This is a genomic window from Neisseria sicca (assembly GCF_003044565.1).
Classification (GTDB): Bacteria; Pseudomonadota; Gammaproteobacteria; order Burkholderiales; family Neisseriaceae; genus Neisseria; species Neisseria sicca_A.
This window is the reverse complement of the sequence record NZ_POXG01000009.1, coordinates 50,209-68,541: the sequence shown is the minus strand read 5'-3', so window position 1 is coordinate 68,541 and position 18,333 is coordinate 50,209. Positions and strand designations below refer to the sequence as shown.

At 50.2% G+C, this 18,333-nt stretch carries 17 protein-coding genes; 12 read left to right on the top strand and 5 right to left on the bottom strand.

Translation table 11 applies throughout. The annotated features are described in order from the left end of the window. Positions 1–64 precede the first annotated feature (64 nt). From DBZ16_RS13730 to yacG, 6 genes are all read left to right on the top strand, one after another. Positions 65–538: an outer membrane protein assembly factor BamE gene (locus DBZ16_RS13730; protein ID WP_070496021.1), complete on the top strand. Its 474-nt coding sequence runs from the start codon at positions 65–67 to the stop codon at positions 536–538. Between the two features lie 526 nt (positions 539–1,064). Beyond that, the gene (gene pilB / locus DBZ16_RS13725) at positions 1,065–2,744 is read left to right on the top strand and encodes a type IV-A pilus assembly ATPase PilB (RefSeq protein WP_107814379.1); all 1,680 of its coding nucleotides are present in this window, start codon (positions 1,065–1,067) and stop codon (positions 2,742–2,744) included. 71 nt (positions 2,745–2,815) lie between these two features. Further along, the gene (locus DBZ16_RS13720; RefSeq protein ID WP_107814410.1) at positions 2,816–4,057 is read left to right on the top strand and encodes a type II secretion system F family protein; all 1,242 of its coding nucleotides are present in this window, start codon (positions 2,816–2,818) and stop codon (positions 4,055–4,057) included. Between the two features lies 1 nt (position 4,058). Then, complete coding sequence (locus tag DBZ16_RS13715; protein WP_107814378.1) at positions 4,059–4,922, top strand: prepilin peptidase; 864 nt, start codon at positions 4,059–4,061, stop codon at positions 4,920–4,922. 1 nt (position 4,923) lies between these two features. Continuing rightward, positions 4,924–5,553, top strand: coding sequence for a dephospho-CoA kinase (gene coaE, locus DBZ16_RS13710; protein WP_107814377.1), 630 nt, complete (start codon positions 4,924–4,926; stop codon positions 5,551–5,553). Between the two features lie 54 nt (positions 5,554–5,607). Then, positions 5,608–5,793: a DNA gyrase inhibitor YacG gene (yacG, locus tag DBZ16_RS13705; protein ID WP_107814376.1), complete on the top strand. Its 186-nt coding sequence runs from the start codon at positions 5,608–5,610 to the stop codon at positions 5,791–5,793. A gap of 201 nt (positions 5,794–5,994) precedes the next feature. Here yacG and DBZ16_RS13700 read toward each other — a convergent pair whose 3' ends face one another. Continuing rightward, positions 5,995–6,330 (bottom strand): hypothetical protein, encoded by a 336-nt coding sequence (locus tag DBZ16_RS13700; RefSeq protein WP_003744687.1) that lies wholly within the window; start codon positions 6,328–6,330, stop codon positions 5,995–5,997. A gap of 299 nt (positions 6,331–6,629) precedes the next feature. Here DBZ16_RS13700 and DBZ16_RS13695 point away from each other — a divergent pair, with 299 nt between their 5' ends. From DBZ16_RS13695 to DBZ16_RS13670, 6 genes are all read left to right on the top strand, one after another. Further along, entirely contained in the window at positions 6,630–7,481 is an 852-nt protein-coding gene (locus DBZ16_RS13695; protein ID WP_070601903.1) for a mechanosensitive ion channel family protein, read from the top strand. A 33-nt stretch (positions 7,482–7,514) separates the two neighbouring features. Then, entirely contained in the window at positions 7,515–8,381 is an 867-nt protein-coding gene (locus DBZ16_RS13690; protein ID WP_107814375.1) for a hypothetical protein, read from the top strand. A gap of 244 nt (positions 8,382–8,625) precedes the next feature. After that, positions 8,626–10,662, top strand: a complete 2,037-nt coding sequence (locus DBZ16_RS13685) for a M3 family metallopeptidase (protein WP_107814374.1) — start codon at positions 8,626–8,628, stop codon at positions 10,660–10,662. Between the two features lie 118 nt (positions 10,663–10,780). Continuing rightward, positions 10,781–11,626, top strand: a complete 846-nt coding sequence (locus DBZ16_RS13680; protein ID WP_240600399.1) for a DUF4145 domain-containing protein — start codon at positions 10,781–10,783, stop codon at positions 11,624–11,626. 329 nt (positions 11,627–11,955) lie between these two features. Next, positions 11,956–13,341, top strand: a complete 1,386-nt coding sequence (locus tag DBZ16_RS13675) for a GntP family permease (RefSeq protein WP_107814373.1) — start codon at positions 11,956–11,958, stop codon at positions 13,339–13,341. Positions 13,342–13,421: 80 nt separating this feature from the next. Beyond that, the gene (locus DBZ16_RS13670; RefSeq protein ID WP_003763385.1) at positions 13,422–13,940 is read left to right on the top strand and encodes a gluconokinase, GntK/IdnK-type; all 519 of its coding nucleotides are present in this window, start codon (positions 13,422–13,424) and stop codon (positions 13,938–13,940) included. 494 nt (positions 13,941–14,434) lie between these two features. On the opposite strand, the gene DBZ16_RS13665 is transcribed toward DBZ16_RS13670, so the two are convergent. The 4 genes from DBZ16_RS13665 to DBZ16_RS13650 form a co-directional block, all read right to left on the bottom strand. Then, a complete protein-coding gene (locus DBZ16_RS13665; protein ID WP_101810573.1) occupies positions 14,435–15,178 on the bottom strand; it encodes an ABC transporter ATP-binding protein in 744 nt (247 codons plus the stop codon). Position 15,179: 1 nt separating this feature from the next. Beyond that, a complete protein-coding gene (locus DBZ16_RS13660; protein ID WP_003743801.1) occupies positions 15,180–16,112 on the bottom strand; it encodes a FecCD family ABC transporter permease in 933 nt (310 codons plus the stop codon). 227 nt (positions 16,113–16,339) lie between these two features. Then, positions 16,340–17,128, bottom strand: coding sequence for a heme/hemin ABC transporter substrate-binding protein (locus tag DBZ16_RS13655; protein WP_045072742.1), 789 nt, complete (start codon positions 17,126–17,128; stop codon positions 16,340–16,342). 83 nt (positions 17,129–17,211) lie between these two features. Then, on the bottom strand, positions 17,212–18,240 hold the full coding sequence (locus DBZ16_RS13650) for a ChuX/HutX family heme-like substrate-binding protein (protein ID WP_159070335.1): 1,029 nt from the start codon (positions 18,238–18,240) through the stop codon (positions 17,212–17,214). Positions 18,241–18,333 lie beyond the last annotated feature (93 nt).

Here is an 18,333-nt window from a genome sequence, read left to right as displayed (position 1 = left end):
GACCTAGAGGGGATGACTTAAAAGCATCTCTATCTATCAAAGATTTGATATAAAAGGAAAAAACATGAAATTATCGAAATTTGTATTGCCTGCAATTGCAGCACTCGCCCTAGCAGCCTGTGGTAATCTGAGCAAAGTCAGCAAAGAAGGTACTACTGACAATCCAGTATGGCCTGATGCAGCAAAAACTACCTTCCGCCACGATGGCACCCAACATGGTTCTTGGCCAAACTGGGACAATGTCCGTCAAATTGAAGCCGGCATGAACAAGGATCAAATCTATGAATTGATCGGCCGCCCTCACTTCCAAGAAGGTCTCTATGGTGTACGTGAGTGGGACTACTTGTTCAACTACCGTGAAAATGGCGAACACAAAACCTGCCAATTCAAAATTCTGTTTGATAAAAACAAGGATGCACAATCATTCTATTGGATGCCTGAAGGCTGCGGTCCGAAAAAAGCAGAACCTCAAGTTGTTCGCGAAGTCATCATCCGCGAAGTTGCACCTGCTCCTGTACAAACTCGCATTCGCCAATAAGTTTATCAACTAATGAACTGAGTTCCTATTTTAATTTATTGAAATAGGAACTCAAATCTAATTAAAGCCGAATCATGTATTCAAACATGATCCGGCTTTTAGCATTTTTAGTTTCAGACGACCTATATGTGCATATTCCGATCATACTGTCTCTTAAATACCACCAAATTATCTCGCTAAAAACAGCACCCAAAGCAATCATTCAAGGATAGCCTCATACAAAGTTTCGCCTAGAAGTGTTGCAACTGTATTGTTTACCTTATAATAACGGCTCTTTAGAAGTTTCCAATACTTCCCTCCTTTAATATTCCGAATAAATAAGGGGATTGCACATAATAGCGGAATATCATATTATCTTTTAGTAATAAAATAAAAACACTTAGAATAAAATTTCTTTTTAATACAGCTAAATACAAAAATCTTAAGTAAACAACAGAACCTACTCCTTTGTGAAATAACTTCTCAGCAGACTATCTGAGGATATCTGGCTGTGTAAAAGGTTATACAAGAAACGGACAATTGAATAATGAGTATCGGACTATTACGCGTACTGCTTCAAAGCCAAACCATTACAAATGCACAAGCTGAACATTACGGCAGCGCCTTGAAAACAGGTAAAGAAATCCTACCCATGCTTTTTGCGGACGGCATCATCTCTCCTAGAAGCTTGGGAGAATTAGTTGCGCGTGTATTCAGCTACCCATTATTGGATTTGCATCATTACCCTCGCAGCAACATCATTACTGATGTTTTGAGCGAAGAACAAATGGTTCAAAATCGCTGCATACCGATATTCCGTCGCGGCCGTAAAGTTTATCTGGCCGTCTCCGATCCAACACAAATCCAAAACTTCCAAAAAATCACTTTTTCTTCAGGTGTTACGATTGATTTGGTTGTTGTACCCGACGACCAATTAAGCTCCCTCTTAGAGTGGCTGGGACAACGTTCCACCACCATTTTAAAAGAGATCAGTGAAGAACAAGAAGCTGCTCAACCCTCACAAGCTCTCTACATTGACAATGAAGAGGCTGAAGATGGTCCTATCCCTCGTTTTATTCACAAAACTTTATCGGATGCACTAAACGCAGGTGCATCTGATATACATTTCGAATTTTACGAACAAATGGCTCGTGTCCGTTTTCGCGTAGACGGACAGCTAAGAGAAGTGGTTCAACCGCCTGTTGCAGTACGCGGACAACTGGCTTCACGTATTAAAGTGATGGCGCGTTTGGATATTTCTGAAAAACGTGTACCACAAGATGGTCGCATTCAGATTGCTTTCCATAAACATGGTCGCCCCATTGATTTCCGCGTGAGTACGCTACCTACCCTTTTTGGTGAAAAAGTAGTAATGCGTATTCTGAATTCTGATGCGGCAACTTTAAATATTGACCAGCTGGGGTTCGAACCTTTCCAAAAAGAAATGCTGCTTGAGGCCATTCATCGGCCTTATGGCATGGTATTGGTAACAGGTCCGACAGGTTCAGGTAAAACTGTATCGCTGTATACCTGTCTGAATATTTTAAATACAGAAGACGTCAACATTTCCACTGCAGAAGACCCTGCAGAGATTAATTTACCAGGCATCAACCAAGTCAACGTCAATGATAAACAAGGTTTGACTTTTGCTGCAGCATTAAAATCTTTCTTGCGTCAAGACCCTGACATCATCATGGTAGGTGAGATTCGTGATTTGGAAACTGCGGATATTGCCATTAAAGCAGCACAAACAGGACATATGGTATTTTCAACGTTGCACACAAATAATGCACCTGCAACTCTGTCCCGTATGTTAAACATGGGGGTTGCTCCGTTCAATATTGCAAGCTCGGTCAGCTTGATTATGGCACAACGATTATTGCGTCGTCTGTGTTCAAGTTGTAAGCGTGAGGTTGAGCGTCCTCCAGTTCCTGCATTGAAAAAAGCAGGATTTACAGATGAAGATTTAGCAAAAGATTGGAAACTCTACCGTCCTGTTGGTTGCGACAGTTGTCGTGGCAAAGGCTTTAAAGGTCGTGTCGGCGTCTATGAAGTCATGCCGATTACCGAGGAAATGCAACGTGTAATTATGAATAATGGTACAGAAGTTGATATTATGAACATGGCCTACAAAGAAGGTATGGTTGATTTGCGCCGTGCAGGCTTATTAAAAGCAATGCAAGGTTTGACTTCATTAGAAGAAGTTATTGCTCACACTAACGATTAAACCATTGAATCGAAGAAACACGGGGACTTATGTTTTCTTCATTCTCAAACATTAAACCAAGGGGTAACAAAATGGCTCAAGCAGAGCAAAAAAAAGGCTTATTCGCTCAAAAAAACAAAGGCAAACGTTTTACGTTTGAAGGTAAAAATACCAATACAGATCAATTAGTCCGAGGTGAAGTAGTCGCTAAAGACGAAGAAGAAGCGCGTAAAAAGCTCCAACGCCGCGGGATACGTCCTTTACGTATCAGTAAAGTAAAGGCAACTAAAAAGCGTCGTATTACTCAGGAAGACATCACTGTCTTTACCCGTCAACTCGCCACCATGATGAAAGCAGGTCTGCCTTTAATGCAGGCTTTTGAAATTGTCGCACGCGGACACTCCAACCCATCCATGACTGAAATGTTGATGCAAGTCCGTGCAGATGTGGAACAAGGTAGTGCATTAGGTAAATCATTTGCCAAATACCCAAAATATTTCGACCGTTTTTATTGCAATCTGATTGCAGCCGGTGAAGCTGGCGGTGTTTTAGAAAGCCTATTGGATAAACTTGCTGTATATAAAGAAAAAACACAAGCCATTAAGAAAAAAGTAAAAACTGCACTGACGTACCCAATTTCTATTTTGGTCGTTGCAGTGGCATTGATCTTCGTGATGATGCGTTGGGTGCTGCCTGAGTTTGGTAAAGTTTACGAAAGCATGGGGGCGAAACTGCCTGACTTAACCCAAATTGTTATGGATATTTCCAAAATTTTTGTAGAATACGGATGGCTGATGATCGTTATCTTTATTGCCGTTTGTTTTGGTGTTTATAAATTACATGAAAAATCACCAAGTTTCCAAAAACGTATAGATGCAATGATTTTACGTTTACCAATTTTTGGTCAAATTGTCCGTAAAGCAACTATTGCTCGCTGGGCTCGTACCACTTCCACCTTGTTTGCAGCAGGCGTACCTTTGGTAGAGGTTTTAGATTCAGTAGCAGGTGCAGCTGGTAATATCCTTTATGAGGAGGCAACACAGGACATTCGTGCAAAAGTTACTCAGGGGCTTTCTTTAACTTCAAGTATGCAAAGTACGGATATGTTCCCCAATATGGTTATTCAAATGGCTGCTATTGGTGAAGAATCCGGCTCCCTTGATGATATGTTGAATAAGGCTGCTGAATTTTACGAGGATGAAGTTGATAACTCTGTAGCACAATTATCCTCACTGATGGAACCCATTATTATGGTTATTTTAGGCACCATCATCGGCACACTGTTGGTAGCAATGTATCTGCCGCTGTTTAACCTCGGTAACGTAGTAGGTTAATATGTTGGAATCTTTGGATACATTAACGCCATTTGCGATTCCATTATCTGTCGTCGTTGGTTTGTTAATCGGAAGTTTCCTTAATGTCGTCATTTACCGCGTTCCTGTCATGATGGAACGCGGTTGGACTCAGTTTGCGAAAGAGCATTTGCAACTTGAATTAACGGAAGAAGAGCAGCAACCATTCAATTTGATGAAACCGGATTCACGCTGCCCTAAGTGTCATGCTCCGGTAAAGGCTTGGCAAAATATTCCGATTGTCAGTTATCTGATGCTTGGCGGTAAATGTGGTTCGTGTAAAACGCCCATCAGCATCCGTTATCCCTTAATCGAATTATTGACCGGTATATTGTTTGGCGTAGTAGCGTGGCAATATGGCTGGACGATGGCGGCATTCGGTGGGTTGATATTGACTGCAATATTGATTGCATTGACCTTTATCGATGCGGATACTCAATATTTACCAGACAGCCTGACCCTGCCGTTGATATGGTTAGGTTTGCTGTTTAATTTGAACGGCACATTCGTGCCATTGAAATCCGCCGTCTTAGGTGCAGTTTTCGGTTACATGAGCTTATGGTTGTTATGTTTCATCTATAAGCTTTTGACTGGAAAAATCGGTATGGGTAACGGCGATTTTAAATTGCTGGCTGCTCTAGGTGCATGGCTTGGGGTCGGCATTTTACCTGTCTTGGTTTTCATGGCGGCATTAATCGGTCTGATTGGAGCGATTATCGGACGGGTTGCCAAAGGACAATATTTTGCTTTCGGTCCGAGTTTGGCCATTGCCGGCTGGATTATTTTGGTAGCTAATGAGCCGGTACATCGTGCCGTCACTTGGTGGCTGACCAAATCAGGGTTTTAATATGACTTTATGGATAGGTTTGACAGGCGGTATCGGCAGCGGGAAATCTCAAGCAGCAAAAATCTTTTCTGATTTGGATGCCCCGCATATTGATGCCGACGCTCTGAGTCGAAACCTGACGGCGGATAACGGTATAGCATTACCGGCTATCCGCCGTCTTTTTGGCGACAAGGTTTTTCATACTCAAAACAGTCTGAACCGTGCTGCTTTGAGAGATATTGTTTTCAGACGACCTCAAGCCAAAAAAGAATTGGAAGAGGTATTACTGCCTTTGATTTTAAATGAAATCAAATCAGCAAAGACCTGTTATCCCGATGCAGCATACGGCATCATCGATGTACCCTTGCTGATTGAAAATCCAGATTTTTTGGCGGTTGTTGATAGAGTATTGGTGATTGATGTTTCTGAAGCAACACAAATTCTTCGTGTTCAGCAAAGAAGTGGTTTGGACACAGAAGAGATCAAGCGCATTATGCATACTCAGGCTAACCGCAAAACGCGGCTTCTCTATGCAGATGATGTCTTAGAAAATGAAGGGACTTTATCTGAGTTAACCAAGAAAATTCAGGGGCTGCATAGGTTTTATCTGGGATATGCCGGCAACTCGAAATTTGGTACATTATTGCCCTAAAATGAAATATCTCAATCAACAGACAAAGCTTAAATGATTTGTAAGGAACAAATAATGACTGAAGTAACGACTGTGAAATGTCCGACCTGTCAAAAGCCGGTGATATGGAATGAAGAGAGCAAATACCGACCGTTTTGCAGTCAGCGTTGCCGATTGATTGACTTAGGCGAATGGGCGCAAGAGAAATATACGGTTGCATCAGAAGAAGATGATAGTTTGTCGGACTTATTAAAATCATAAACGATAGAGCATAACTATCTAATAGACCTGGTTTAACAAACAAAAGCTAAAGCCATTTACCCCTCCCCTCTCCTTCTTCTCATTAGATAGAAAACACAAAAAGGTCGTCTGAAAACGCCATTCCGTTTTTTTACGGAAGCAGCATTTTCAGACGACCTTTTGTTTTTAACGCTTATTCAGAAGAAACCGCTTCTATTGCACTTACTTCACAATCTCAACCGGACCGTGATCGTCGCAGTGGTCGCCGTGTTGATGGTGCAGGCGGCCGTTGACGATATAGTCGGTGTGATCGCCGTGCGGTACGGCTTCATGACCGCAGCCTTCGCCGTGAACGTGACCTTGGCAGGTATCGACGGGATGGCAGCCGTCGGGGTTGGTTTCATTGACGCTTAAGCTGTGCTCGTCGTAATGACCGTTGTGCTCGTGATGCAGATGACCGTCGTGCAGATAGTCGGTATGGTCGTCGTGTTTGATGGCGGTATGGCCGCAACCGGCGCCGTGGGTATGATCGTGATGATCGTGGATTTTACAAGTCATTTTGATTCCTCGTTATTGGTGGTTAATTCAAACCCTTTAGGTTACGCCCCTATAGTATCCTTTTTTGTCAGCTCAGTAAACAATTTCTTCTTTATTAACATAGTGTTACGGTATATCATTATAGCTTTTAAAGGTCGTCTGAACGCGTAATTTCGATGATATGACTCTTGCAAATGTTTCAGACGACCTCCCCATTCGTTATCATTTATAATGTCATTTCCTAGACGGCTTGGCAGCTTATGCCGATGATTTGCGGGTCGTCTGAAAACAATATCAAGATAAATATAGGATTTTTCACTATGTGGGATACAGTACGGCAATGGCTGCATACTCTGCCGGTGCGCGAGGAAGTGGTGGAATCGGTGCTGATGGTGGTGGCGCTGCTGGTTTTGCGGGGTATTTTGCTGAATCTTTATCTGCGCCGCCACCCGCATTACAGCATCGAGGAAAAACGCCGCTCTTTGGTACTCAGCCGCAATCTGACGCTGATTTTGACCATTTTCGGACTGGCGGTAATTTGGGCGACACAAATTCAGACGCTGGCGCTGTCGATGTTTGCGGTGGCGGCGGCGATTGTGGTGGCGACGAAAGAGCTGATTATGTGTTTGTCGGGCAGCATCCTGCGCTCGGTAACGAAACAATATTCGGTTGGCGATTACATCGAAGTTGACGGCCTGCGCGGGCGCGTGGTCGATATTAATCTTTTGAATACGTTGATGATGCAGATCGGCCCGAACCCGCTGGTCGGTCAGCTTTCGGGCAAAACGCTGTCGTTTCCCAACAGCCTGCTTTTGAACCATTCCGTCCGCCGCGACAATATCTTGGGCGATTATGTGATTCATACGGTAGAGATTCCCGTACCGATTCATTTGGATTCAGATGAGATTGTAGGTCGTCTGAAAGCCGTACTCGAGCCTTTGTGCCGACCTTATGTGCCTGCCATCCAGCAGCATTTGGATAATGTTCAGGCGGAGAAATTATTTATCACACCCGCCGCCCAGCCGCGCGTAACCCGCGTGCCGCATGACGACAAGGTGTACCTTATCATCGTGCGCTATGCCTCGCCCGTGGCGAAGCGTTTAGAAATCCAGCAGGCGGTGTTAGATGAGTTTTTACGCGTACAATACCGTCTGCTAAACCCTCAAGCTTAACCCCATAATCTATTAATAATCTGGAAAATCATTATGTTGCCTGAATCCGCACTTACACAAATGTACCCCGTCATCATGACCCCCAGCCACGACGGGAAATATTTCCACAATTACGTCCTTTCGCTGCTCAACATCGTCAACACCAGCGCGCAAAACGGCTGGCCGCTGCAAGTAATGATGCAGCGCGGCGAGAGCCTGATTACCCGCGCGCGCAATAATTGCGTGGCAACATTCTTGGAAAACAAAGAATGGACGCACCTCTTCTGGATCGATTCCGACATCGGTTTTTCCGCCGAAGCGTTCTACCGCCTGCTTTTGGCAGATAAAGACGTCGTTGCCGGCATTTATCCGCTGAAACGCGAAAACTGGCCGGACGAAGGCGTTCCCGCCGGCACGACCCAAGCGGATTTCGAGCGGATGTACACCGCCTACACCGTCAACACAGGCGATAAAAACGAAAACGGCGAAATCGTCCTGCGCGTCGATGAGGAAGGCTTTATGAAAGTCGATGACGCACCGACCGGATTCATGGTCATCAAACGCAGCGTGTTCGAAAAAATGATGGTAGCCTACCCCGAGCTGAACTATATCTCCGACAGTGACTACAAGCACGAAGACAAAGGGCTGCACTACCGCTTTTTCGACTGCATGGTCGATCCCGAAAGCAAACGCTACCTTTCCGAAGACTACACGTTCTGCCGCCTGTGGCAGCAAATCGGCGGCGAAGTCTATGTCGACGTCCAATCCAACCTGACCCACCAAGGCGCGAAAATCTACCGCGGCTCGTTTGCCGACTCGCTGCAAACCAATATCGCACAAGCCGTGTTCGCCCCCGCCGGCACACCGATGAGCCTCGACCTCGCCGCCCCGCTCAAATCTAACCCGCGCGGCGCAGAATAGCGTAAAAACAGGGAAAGATGCTTTAAGCCCGACAAGATGGCACTATATCTCCCCTATCGTTTGCCCCACCGTTTTCAGACGACCCCGAATCCAAACAGGTCGTCTGAAAACACAATCGGTTCTCCCGAACGGCAAACCTAAAACCAAGACACACATCCTCCCCATTTTCCCATTGACTTAGGCGGCAGCCATTTTTCAGACGACCTCCGTCCGACCCCGCCACCCACACAAAGGAATCCCATCCATGACCGACAACGTACTGCTCCATTTGGGCGAAGAACCCCGTTTCGACGCCATCCAAACCGCCGACATCAAACCCGCCCTGCAAACCGCCATCGCCGAAGCGCGCGCGCAGATTGCCGAAGTCAAAGCCCAAACGCACACCGACTGGGCAAACACCGTCGAGCGTCTGACCGGCATCACCGAACGCGTCGGCAGAATTTGGGGCGTGGTGTCGCATCTCAACTCCGTCGTCGATACGCCCGAACTGCGCGCCGTCTATAACGAACTGATGCCCGAAATCACCATCTTCTTCACCGAAATCGGACAAGACATCGAGCTGTACAACCGCTTCAAAACCATCAAAAACTCCCCTGAATTCGACACCCTGTCCCCCGCACAAAAAACCAAGCTCAACCACGACCTGCGCGATTTCGTCCTCAGCGGCGCAGAATTGCCGCCCGAACAGCAGGCAAAACTAGCACAACTGCAAACCGAAGGCGCGCAACTTTCCGCCAAATTCTCGCAAAACGTCTTAGACGCAACCGACGCCTTCGCCCTCTACTTCGACGACGCCGCACCGCTTGCCGGCATTCCCGAAGACTCGCTCGCCATGTTTGCCGCCGCCGCGCAAAGCGAAGGCAAAACAGGCTACAAAATCGGTTTACAGATTCCGCACTACCTCGCCGTCATCCAATATGCCGACAACCGCGAACTGCGCGAACAAATCTACCGCGCCTACGTTACCCGCGCCAGCGAACTTTCAGACGACGGCAAATTCGACAACACCGCCAACATCGACCGCACCCTCGAAAACGCCCTGCAAACCGCCAAACTGCTCGGCTTCAAAAACTACGCCGAGCTGTCGCTGGCAACCAAAATGGCAGACACTCCCGAACAAGTCCTCACCTTCCTGCACGACCTCGCCCGCCGCGCCAAACCCTACGCCGAAAAAGACCTCGCCGAAGTCAAAGCCTTCGCACGCGAAAGCCTGAACCTCGCCGACCCGCAGCCGTGGGATTTGAGCTACGCCAGCGAAAAACTGCGCGAAGCCAAATACGCATTCAGCGAAACCGAAGTCAAAAAATACTTCCCCGTCAGCAAAGTTCTGGCAGGCCTGTTCGCCCAAATCAAAAAACTCTACGGCATCGGATTCGCCGAAAAAACCGTTCCCGTCTGGCACAAAGACGTGCGCTACTTCGAGCTGGAGCAAAACGGCAAAACCATAGGCGGCGTCTATATGGATCTCTACGCCCGCGAAGGCAAACGCGGCGGCGCGTGGATGAACGACTACAAAGGCCGCCGCCGCTTCGCCGACGGCACGCTGCAACTGCCCACCGCCTACCTCGTCTGCAACTTCACCCCTCCCGTCGGCTGCAAAGAAGCCCGCTTGAGCCACGACGAAATCCTCACCCTCTTCCACGAAACCGGCCACGGCCTGCACCACCTGCTCACCCAAGTGGACGAACTGGGCGTATCCGGCATCAACGGCGTCGAGTGGGACGCAGTCGAGCTGCCCAGCCAGTTTATGGAAAACTTCGTCTGGGAATACGACGTCTTGGCACAAATGTCCGCCCACGAAGAAACCGGCGAGCCCCTGCCGAAAGAACTCTTCGACAAAATGCTCGCCGCCAAAAACTTCCAGCGCGGCATGTTCCTCGTCCGCCAGATGGAGTTCGCCCTCTTCGACATGACCATTTACAGCGAAGACAACGAAGGTCGTCTGAAAAACTGGCAACAGGTTTTAGACAACGTGCGCAAAGAAGTCGCCGTCATCCAACCGCCCGAATACAACCGCTTCGCCAACAGCTTCGGCCACATCTTCGCCGGCGGCTACTCCGCAGGCTATTACAGCTACGCATGGGCCGAAGTCCTCAGCGCCGACGCCTACGCCGCCTTTGAAGAAAGCGACGACGTCGCCGCCACAGGCAAACGCTTCTGGCAGGAAATCCTCGCCGTCGGCGGCTCCCGCAGCGCGGCGGAATCCTTCAAAGCCTTCCGCGGACGCGAACCGAGCATAGACGCGCTGCTGCGCCACAGCGGCTTCAACAACGCGGCTTGAGAGTAAGGTTGAGGTAAAAATATGGCGGATTCAATTAGAAATACCTGAACCGTCATTCCCGCGCAGGCGGGAATCCAGAACGTAAAGTTAAAGAACCCGTTCTACCCGATAAGTTCCTATGCAGACAAGTCTAGATTCCCGCCTGCGCGGGAATGACGGCGAAGATGTTTTTTATTGGAAATTTACTATAAAAGGTCGTCTGAAAAGTTTTCAGACGACCTTTATCGAAACCAATAGATATTGTTTTGTTAACATTGATAGGGAGATGGCAGAAATGACAAAATACACAGCACCTGATTTTAATAAAGACGCTTTTAATTGCCCGCATTGCGGGGCATTTGCGCATATGAAATGGGTAAGTCACGAACCCAATGTTTATTACCAAGCCATTTGCGCTCATTGTAAACAATATAGTTTTTGGCGAGTAACCGAAACGGACTTTACAGGTTTAAAACCCCGAAAAGGTGAAATACTCTATCCAGATTTCGGCTCTGCACCCCTTCCAGCCGAAGATATGCCCGAGGACGTGAAAAAAGATTACGAAGAAGCCGCCCGAATTTTCGCCAAATCACCCCGAGGCGCGGCAGCATTGATGCGTTTAGGCTTGCAAAAATTATGTATCCACTTAGGTGAAGAAGGAAAAAACATCAATGCTGACATTAGGTCACTGGTCAAGCAGAAAAAGTTATCGGGTGACGCGATCAAAGTTGCCGATACTTTGAGGATTACCGGAAATAATGCCGTACATCCCGGTCAAATTTCAGATGAAGATTTTGATAGCCTCGCCGGAAATATGTTTAGCTTACTCAACGCTATTGTGGAGGAAACCATTACAAATCCCAAAAGGTGGAATAATTCTTATCAACAGTTGCCCGAAAATGCAAGAAACGCCGCAGAAGCTCAAGATAAAAGAAACTTGCAAAATCAGGCACAAAATCCTCCCTCCCCACCTACTCAAAAGTAACGGCAGGTAGTTTTTTCATTTCAATTTTCAAAAATATTAGAGGTCGTCTGAAAAGTTTTCAGACGACCTTTTTGCATAATATTTCATGCCCGACACCCGATAAAGAAACTTTCAGACGACCTCTCTGCCTTATTTAATATCTCATCCGACCTGATCTTTCCTACTCTCTATTTTATCTCCCATTCATCATTAAAATTCATCAAAAAATTAATCGCTTACGGCATCAAAAACCCGCCATACCGCCCCGTTGCAAATCGTGCTATGGTCTATTTGATACGTTTGAAAAACCTTAATCACCTTGTATTCTGATTACAAAGAAAGGCTTCAAAATGGACGGTTGGACTCAGACTTTGAGCGCGGGCTGGCTGCTGGGTATTGCGGCGATGGCGATTGTGCTGATTTTGCTGTTGATTGTGAAACTGCGTGTCCATGCGCTGTTGACGTTGGTGTCGGTAAGCCTGCTGACGGCGGTGGCGACGGGGCTGCCGATGGATAAGATTGTGAACGACGTTCTGCTGAAAAACTTCGGCGGTACGCTCGGCAGCGTGGCTTTGCTGGTCGGTTTGGGCGCGATGCTCGGGCGGCTGGTGGAAACTTCGGGCGGGGCGCAGTCGCTGGCGGATGCGCTGATTCGGATGTTTGGCGAAAAGCGCGCGCCGTTTGCTTTGGGCGTGGCGTCGCTGATTTTCGGCTTCCCGATTTTCTTTGATGCGGGGCTGGTGGTGATGCTGCCGATTGTCTTCGCGACGGCGCGGCGCATGAAGCAGGATGTCTTGCCTTATGCTTTGGCGTCTATCGGCGCGTTTTCGGTGATGCACGTTTTCCTGCCGCCCCACCCCGGTCCGATTGCGGCTTCGGAATTTTATTCGGCGAACATCGGTCAGGTGCTGATTTTGGGATTGCCCGTCGCCATGTTCACTTGGTATGTCAGCGGCTATCTGCTGGGGCAGGTTTTGGGACGCACCATCCGCGTTCCCGTCCCTGATTTGCTCAGCGGCGGCACGGTGGACAACGACCAGCCGCAAACGCCTGCCAAGGCTTCAACCGTAGTCGGCATTATGTTGATTCCTATGCTGTTGATTTTTATGAACACGGGGCTGTCCACCTTAATCAGTGAAAAAGTCGTCAGCGCGGACGAGCATTGGGTGCAAGTGGCGCGCATGATCGGCTCGACCCCTGTCGCGCTGTTGATTTCGGTTTTGGTGGCACTTTATGTTTTGGGCAGCAAACGCGGCGTGAAGGCGAGTGCGTTGGAAAAAACGGTGGACGGCGCGCTCGCCCCCGTTTGTTCGGTTATCTTGATTACCGGTGCGGGCGGGATGTTCGGCGGCGTGTTGCGCGCATCGGGCATCGGTCAGGCGTTGGCGGACAGCATGGCAAATTTGGGCATACCCGTATTGCTGGGCTGCTTCTTGGTGGCTTTGGCGCTGTGCATCGCGCAAGGTTCGGCAACCGTCGCGCTGACGACTGCCGCCGCATTGATGGCGCCCGCCGTTGCCGCCGCAGGCTTCAACGACTGGCAACTCGCCTGCGTCGTTTTGGCAACCGCGGCAGGCTCGGTCGGTTGCAGCCACTTCAACGACTCGGGCTTCTGGCTGGTCGGCCGCCTTTTGGATATGGACGTACCGACCACACTGAAAACATGGACGGTCAACCAAACGCTGATTGCCGCCATCGGCTTTTCAGTGTCGGCGCTGCTGTTTGCCGTGGTTTGAGGTCGTCTGAAAACGGTTTTGAGACGTTCTAAACCGTCTGCCCGACCTTATATTTTTCAAATCCAACAAAGGAAGAGAACATGACGACGCATTTTGTGATGATGGGTGTTTGCGGCTGCGGCAAAACCACCGCCGCCCTGTCCCTGCAAAAACACCTCGACCAATGCCCCTACGCCGAAGGTGACGATTTCCACACCCAAGCCAACCGCGACAAAATGGGCGCGGGCATCCCGCTGACCGACGAAGACCGCTATCCGTGGCTCTGCAACCTGCGCGACTGGATGACGGAACAGGCACAAAGCGGCGCGGCGTACACCATCGTTACCTGCTCCGCCTTGAAACGCCAATACCGCGACATCCTACGCGGCGCACAAGGCAAAACCGCCTTCATCCACCTGACACCGCCGCAAGCCATCAACCTCGAACGCATGATGGCGCGCCAAGGGCATTACATGAAAGCGGGCATGCTGGATTCGCAACTGGAAATTCTGGAAGAACTCGGCGCGGACGAATACGGCGTCAAAATCGACAACCCCGGTTCGCCCGAAGCCGTAGAAGCCGATATTCTGGCTTGGGTTAAAGCGGAAGGTTTGTTGTGAAGAAAGTGTGTAAATAGTTATAAGGAAGGTCGTCTGAAAATTTCAGACGACCTTTTTTGCGAGGATTCCCAACGTCTAAAGTTGTCAGATTCGAGAATCCGACTACACACTCAACAACTTACGATAAGCCGTAGCAAGAGAGAATAGAAACCCGTAGCGTGGGCTTTGCCCACGAATGAAACTCAAAATTTCAGACGACCTCTTTTACCCAACATTATCGTGGGCAAAGCTCACGCTACAATGCATACCGACTACTGACGATATTGAATGATTACTTTGCCGAAAACGGTATCCAAACGGCTTGATTTGAGTTTTGGTATTTTTGCCCGACGGGGTGAAAATACAGTTGCTACGCAGGTCAGGAAATGACGTCATGGGTATCTCTTATTTATATTGACGATAAAGGTCGTCTGAACATTTCTTTTTCAGACGACCTTTTTGCGGAGATTCATTTTACAAACCACCCGTGATACAACCGCTTTTCAGACACCCCCTCACAAAGTCTCCGCTTGAAACCACGTTTTGCCGTTGGCGGTGCATTCGAGGATGCGCCAGTCGTAGGTTTGGCTGAGGCGTTCGGCGTGCATGATGTCGGCGGTTGCGCCTGCAGCGGTGATGCTGCCGTTTTTCATCAGCGTGATGTGGCTGGCGTAGTGGGTAGCGAGGTTGAGGTCGTGCAACACCATGACGACGGTCATGCCTTGTTCGGGCAAGGTGGTGAGGTGCTGCATCAGGCTGTGTTGATAGCGGACGTCGAGATGGTTGGTCGGTTCGTCGAGAAAGAGGACTTCGGCATCCTGCAACAGCGCGCGGATGACGGCGGCGCGTTGCTGTTCGCCGCCGGAGAGGGTTTGGATGCGTTTGTGTTGCAGGTCGGCGAGGTCGAAATGCTCGAGCAGGGCTTGGGCGCGTCGGGTGTCTGCCTGTTTGGGTCGCCGATACCAGGCGAGTTTGGGGTATCGCCCGATGAGGACGTATTCGGACAGTGTCATGGGGAGGTTGAAATGTTCGTGTTGACCGACCCAGGCGATTTTATGTTGTTTGAGCGCGTCCTTCATGGGCGTTCCACACCAGCTTGCTTGCGGATGGTAGAGGAACTGTTTGAGCAGGGTAGACTTGCCCGCGCCGTTGGGACCGATGACCGCGCTGACGGCGCATTGGGGAAATTCGGCGCGTTCCAAAGACAGGATGGTGCGTTTTCCGGCTTTGACGGTGCAGTTTTCGATCAGCAATGCCATGTCAGCTCCTTTGGTCTTTGACAATCAGCCACAGGAAAAACGGCCCGCCCAAAATGGCGATGACGATGCCGACGGGCAGGTCGATGGGGTACACCACCCAACGGGCAAACGTATCGGCGAGCAACATAAAAATCGAGCCGACGGCGGCGGACAGGATAATCAGGCGGGTGCGCGAGCCGCCGACTGCCTGCGCTAATACGTTGGGTATCATCATGCCGACGAAACCGATGATGCCGCCGAGCGAGACGGCGGCACCAGTCATCAAAGCCGCACCGATGATGGTTGCCACGCGGGTGGCGGCGACACTGATGCCCATAGTGTGCGCGGTTTCGTCGCCCAAGAGCAGATAGTCGAGACGGCGGCCGACGGCGGTCAACACGACCAGTCCCGCCAGCATCACGCCGCCTGCGTAAGCGGGCGAAACAAAGCCTGCTTCGGAGAAGCTGCCCGAGAGCCAAGTCATGGCGCTGCGCAATGCCATGTCGTCTGAAAGGAAGAGAATCAGGCTGACCAACGCGCCGCACAAAGCGCTGACCACAAAACCCATGACCAACAGCCCCAGCTTGCCGCCGCCGACCAGACGGTGTCCGAGCAGAATCAGGATACAGACGGCAAACGCGCCCGCAAATGCCGCCAGCGGCACGGCGATGCTCCAGCCCATCGCAATCGCCAGCACCACGCCCATTGCCGCCCCGCCCGACGTACCAATCAGGCTCGGATCGGCAAGCGGGTTTTCAAACAACGCCTGCAACGCCGCACCGCTGGCGGAAAGTGCCGCACCGACCAGCAAAGCGACAAAAATACGCGGCAGGCGGATTTCCATCAACACGGGATCGGCGGCAAGCGGATTGCTCCACCCACCCTCGCCCACTCCGGCGCAAAACCAGATCAGAAACAAAGATAAAACCGGCAACGCCGGAAGCCATTTTTTCATGTTGTGATTCTTTGAAGAGTATTCGGCAGCGGCTGCGAAACGCCGACGGATTCGCCGTTGCCCGTTTTCAGACGACCTGTTCACGATAAACGAACGTAGAACATCGTTGCCTTCATGTGCATCCGTTCCGAAACAACGACGGCAAAAGAAGGTCGTCTGAAACCGACAAAAAGCCGGATTGTCCCATCCGACTTCGTGCCATCACGCAACTTTCAGACGACCGCCCCTTATTTCCCTAAATCATGCAGCTTGCGGACGATGTCGGGCGTGTAGAGGCCGTAGCGCATATAGTCGTCCGCCTGCCAGAACAGGATGCGTTTGTTTTTTCCGGCGGGGCTGGAAGCGATTTCGGGGCGCGTCATGATTTTGTCGAGACCGCCGAGGGCTTTTTCATTGTGTTTGGCGATGATGATGACGTCAGGTTTCGCGTTGAGCCAGCCTTCGCGCGAGAACGGTTTGAGTCCGTCCACCGAAGCCGCCGCGTTCGTCCCGCCTGCCAAACGGATCAGCACGTCGCCGACAGTGTTTTTACCCGCAACATAACGACCGTCGTAGCTGAGGATGTAGCGTTTGCCGTTAGCAGGCTGCGCCTTGATGCTGCTTTTAAACTGCTGCGCCAAAGCCTGCGCCTGCTTTTCCTTGCCCAACAATTTGCCGATGCGGGCAAAACTTTGCTGGTATTGCTCCAGCGTTTCGTTTGAATTGACGTTTTCCGCTTTGACACCGGCGCGGCTGAGTTGGGCGTAAATGCCGTCGGGTTTCGCCATCCAGCTTCCGATCACCAAATCGGGCTTTTTGGCGATGATGGGTTCGGCGGAGAAATTGCGGTAGAAGCCGATGGACGGCGTGTTTTTATAGGCGGGGTTGCGGTTGAACTCGTGTATGCCGACAACTTCTTTGTCCGCACCGAGTTTGGCGGCGATGTCGGCAACGTCGGGCGTCAGGATCACGACGCGCTGCGCGGCGGCATGGGCGGCAAGCAGGGTCAGGACGGCGGCGAAGATGTGTTTTTTCATGATGTTTCCGTATGGTTTGCGGGGTTTGGAGGTCGTCTGAAAACCCAAAACGAGATTTCAGACGAGGTGTGGGTTTAAAAAGATTACAGCCCGTATGTTTGGCGCACTTCGGCAATCAGCGCGCGCCACGCTTCGGATTCCGCTTCGGCATCGGCAGGTCTGCCGAACAGTTGCAGCACCAAATTGCGGCGGTCATCGTAGGCTTCGATGCTGTGGACAATGCCATTGCTGCCCGGACGGCGGACGAACCAAAGTTCGGCGAGCTTGGCGTCGTCGAGGAAGAAATTGAATTTTTCTTCGGCAAAATCGCTGACGGTCAGCCAGCCGTCGGCGCGATCGACATGGTGAACCTGTCCGGTTTGGATTTGTACGATGCCGCTGTTGTTGACAAACACGAGCAGGGTCGTGCCTCTTTCGGCGCATTGGCGGAAAATGAACTCGACGGTTTCGCGCTTCAGTTTTTGCGCGTCGCCTTCAGGCGCGTATTCCAAACCTTGCAGGCGGTCTATACCGAATTGGGAGAGGACGATGCGGAAATGGTGGACGTTTTTCAGCCCTTTCCACTCTTCACGATAGGCGGCAAGCGCATCGTCCGTCAGCTCGACGTTTTCGTAGGGCGCGACTTCGGGCGGCGTTTCAAAAACAGGCGCGGCATCCGTGCGGTAGGCGGCGCACAGGCGTTCCCATACGGGTACGGTGGCAGCTTCGGTCAGATGGACTTTCTGAATGGCTTTGCCCGCCGCATCGTAAAAATGAAACGCGCGCGCCTCGCCGTTGCGGACGGCGAAGATGTGTTTCCAATGGCGCATAAAAAGGCGCAAATCCAGTCCGCCCAAATTAATGGCTGTCCCCATCATGGGCGAGAGTTCGAGGTTGCGGTAAATACCTGTTTTTTCGGACAACGCGGCAACATTGCGTACCGCGCTTTTCACTTCGCCCAAGGCTTCGAGTTCGTGCAGGAAGTCGGCGCAGTTGCCGCCCAGATATTGCGTCTCGGGGAAGGCGGCAACGAGTTCGCCTTCACTGACGCCCAGGCGCGCAACGGCATCGCGCTGGTGGACGCCTTGTTTTTTGAGTTCGAGATAACGTTCGTAAAGGGTTGGTTCGGGCATTTTTCCGTCTTTCCTTGTGGTGGGTTGCGTATGGTTTGGGAGGTCGTCTGAAAAACGTAGTCGGATACTTGTATCCGACATTCATGCTTTATG

Bases quoted from the DNA above. Each gene is read 5' to 3' on its own strand.
- pilB (WP_107814379.1), top strand. From the start codon at position 1,065: ATGAGTATCGGACTATTACGCGTACTGCTTCAAAGCCAAACCATTACA.
- DBZ16_RS13675 (WP_107814373.1), top strand. From the start codon at position 11,956: ATGGACGGTTGGACTCAGACTTTGAGCGCGGGCTGGCTGCTGGGTATT.
- DBZ16_RS13680 (WP_240600399.1), top strand. From the start codon at position 10,781: ATGCAGACAAGTCTAGATTCCCGCCTGCGCGGGAATGACGGCGAAGAT.
- DBZ16_RS13685 (WP_107814374.1), top strand. From the start codon at position 8,626: ATGACCGACAACGTACTGCTCCATTTGGGCGAAGAACCCCGTTTCGAC.
- DBZ16_RS13720 (WP_107814410.1), top strand. From the start codon at position 2,816: ATGGCTCAAGCAGAGCAAAAAAAAGGCTTATTCGCTCAAAAAAACAAA.
- DBZ16_RS13665 (WP_101810573.1), bottom strand. From the start codon at position 15,178: ATGGCATTGCTGATCGAAAACTGCACCGTCAAAGCCGGAAAACGCACC.
- DBZ16_RS13730 (WP_070496021.1), top strand. From the start codon at position 65: ATGAAATTATCGAAATTTGTATTGCCTGCAATTGCAGCACTCGCCCTA.
- yacG (WP_107814376.1), top strand. From the start codon at position 5,608: ATGACTGAAGTAACGACTGTGAAATGTCCGACCTGTCAAAAGCCGGTG.
- DBZ16_RS13715 (WP_107814378.1), top strand. From the start codon at position 4,059: ATGTTGGAATCTTTGGATACATTAACGCCATTTGCGATTCCATTATCT.
- DBZ16_RS13695 (WP_070601903.1), top strand. From the start codon at position 6,630: ATGTGGGATACAGTACGGCAATGGCTGCATACTCTGCCGGTGCGCGAG.
- DBZ16_RS13690 (WP_107814375.1), top strand. From the start codon at position 7,515: ATGTTGCCTGAATCCGCACTTACACAAATGTACCCCGTCATCATGACC.
- DBZ16_RS13660 (WP_003743801.1), bottom strand. From the start codon at position 16,112: ATGAAAAAATGGCTTCCGGCGTTGCCGGTTTTATCTTTGTTTCTGATC.
- coaE (WP_107814377.1), top strand. From the start codon at position 4,924: ATGACTTTATGGATAGGTTTGACAGGCGGTATCGGCAGCGGGAAATCT.
- DBZ16_RS13670 (WP_003763385.1), top strand. From the start codon at position 13,422: ATGACGACGCATTTTGTGATGATGGGTGTTTGCGGCTGCGGCAAAACC.
- DBZ16_RS13700 (WP_003744687.1), bottom strand. From the start codon at position 6,330: ATGACTTGTAAAATCCACGATCATCACGATCATACCCACGGCGCCGGT.
- DBZ16_RS13650 (WP_159070335.1), bottom strand. From the start codon at position 18,240: ATGCCCGAACCAACCCTTTACGAACGTTATCTCGAACTCAAAAAACAA.
- DBZ16_RS13655 (WP_045072742.1), bottom strand. From the start codon at position 17,128: ATGAAAAAACACATCTTCGCCGCCGTCCTGACCCTGCTTGCCGCCCAT.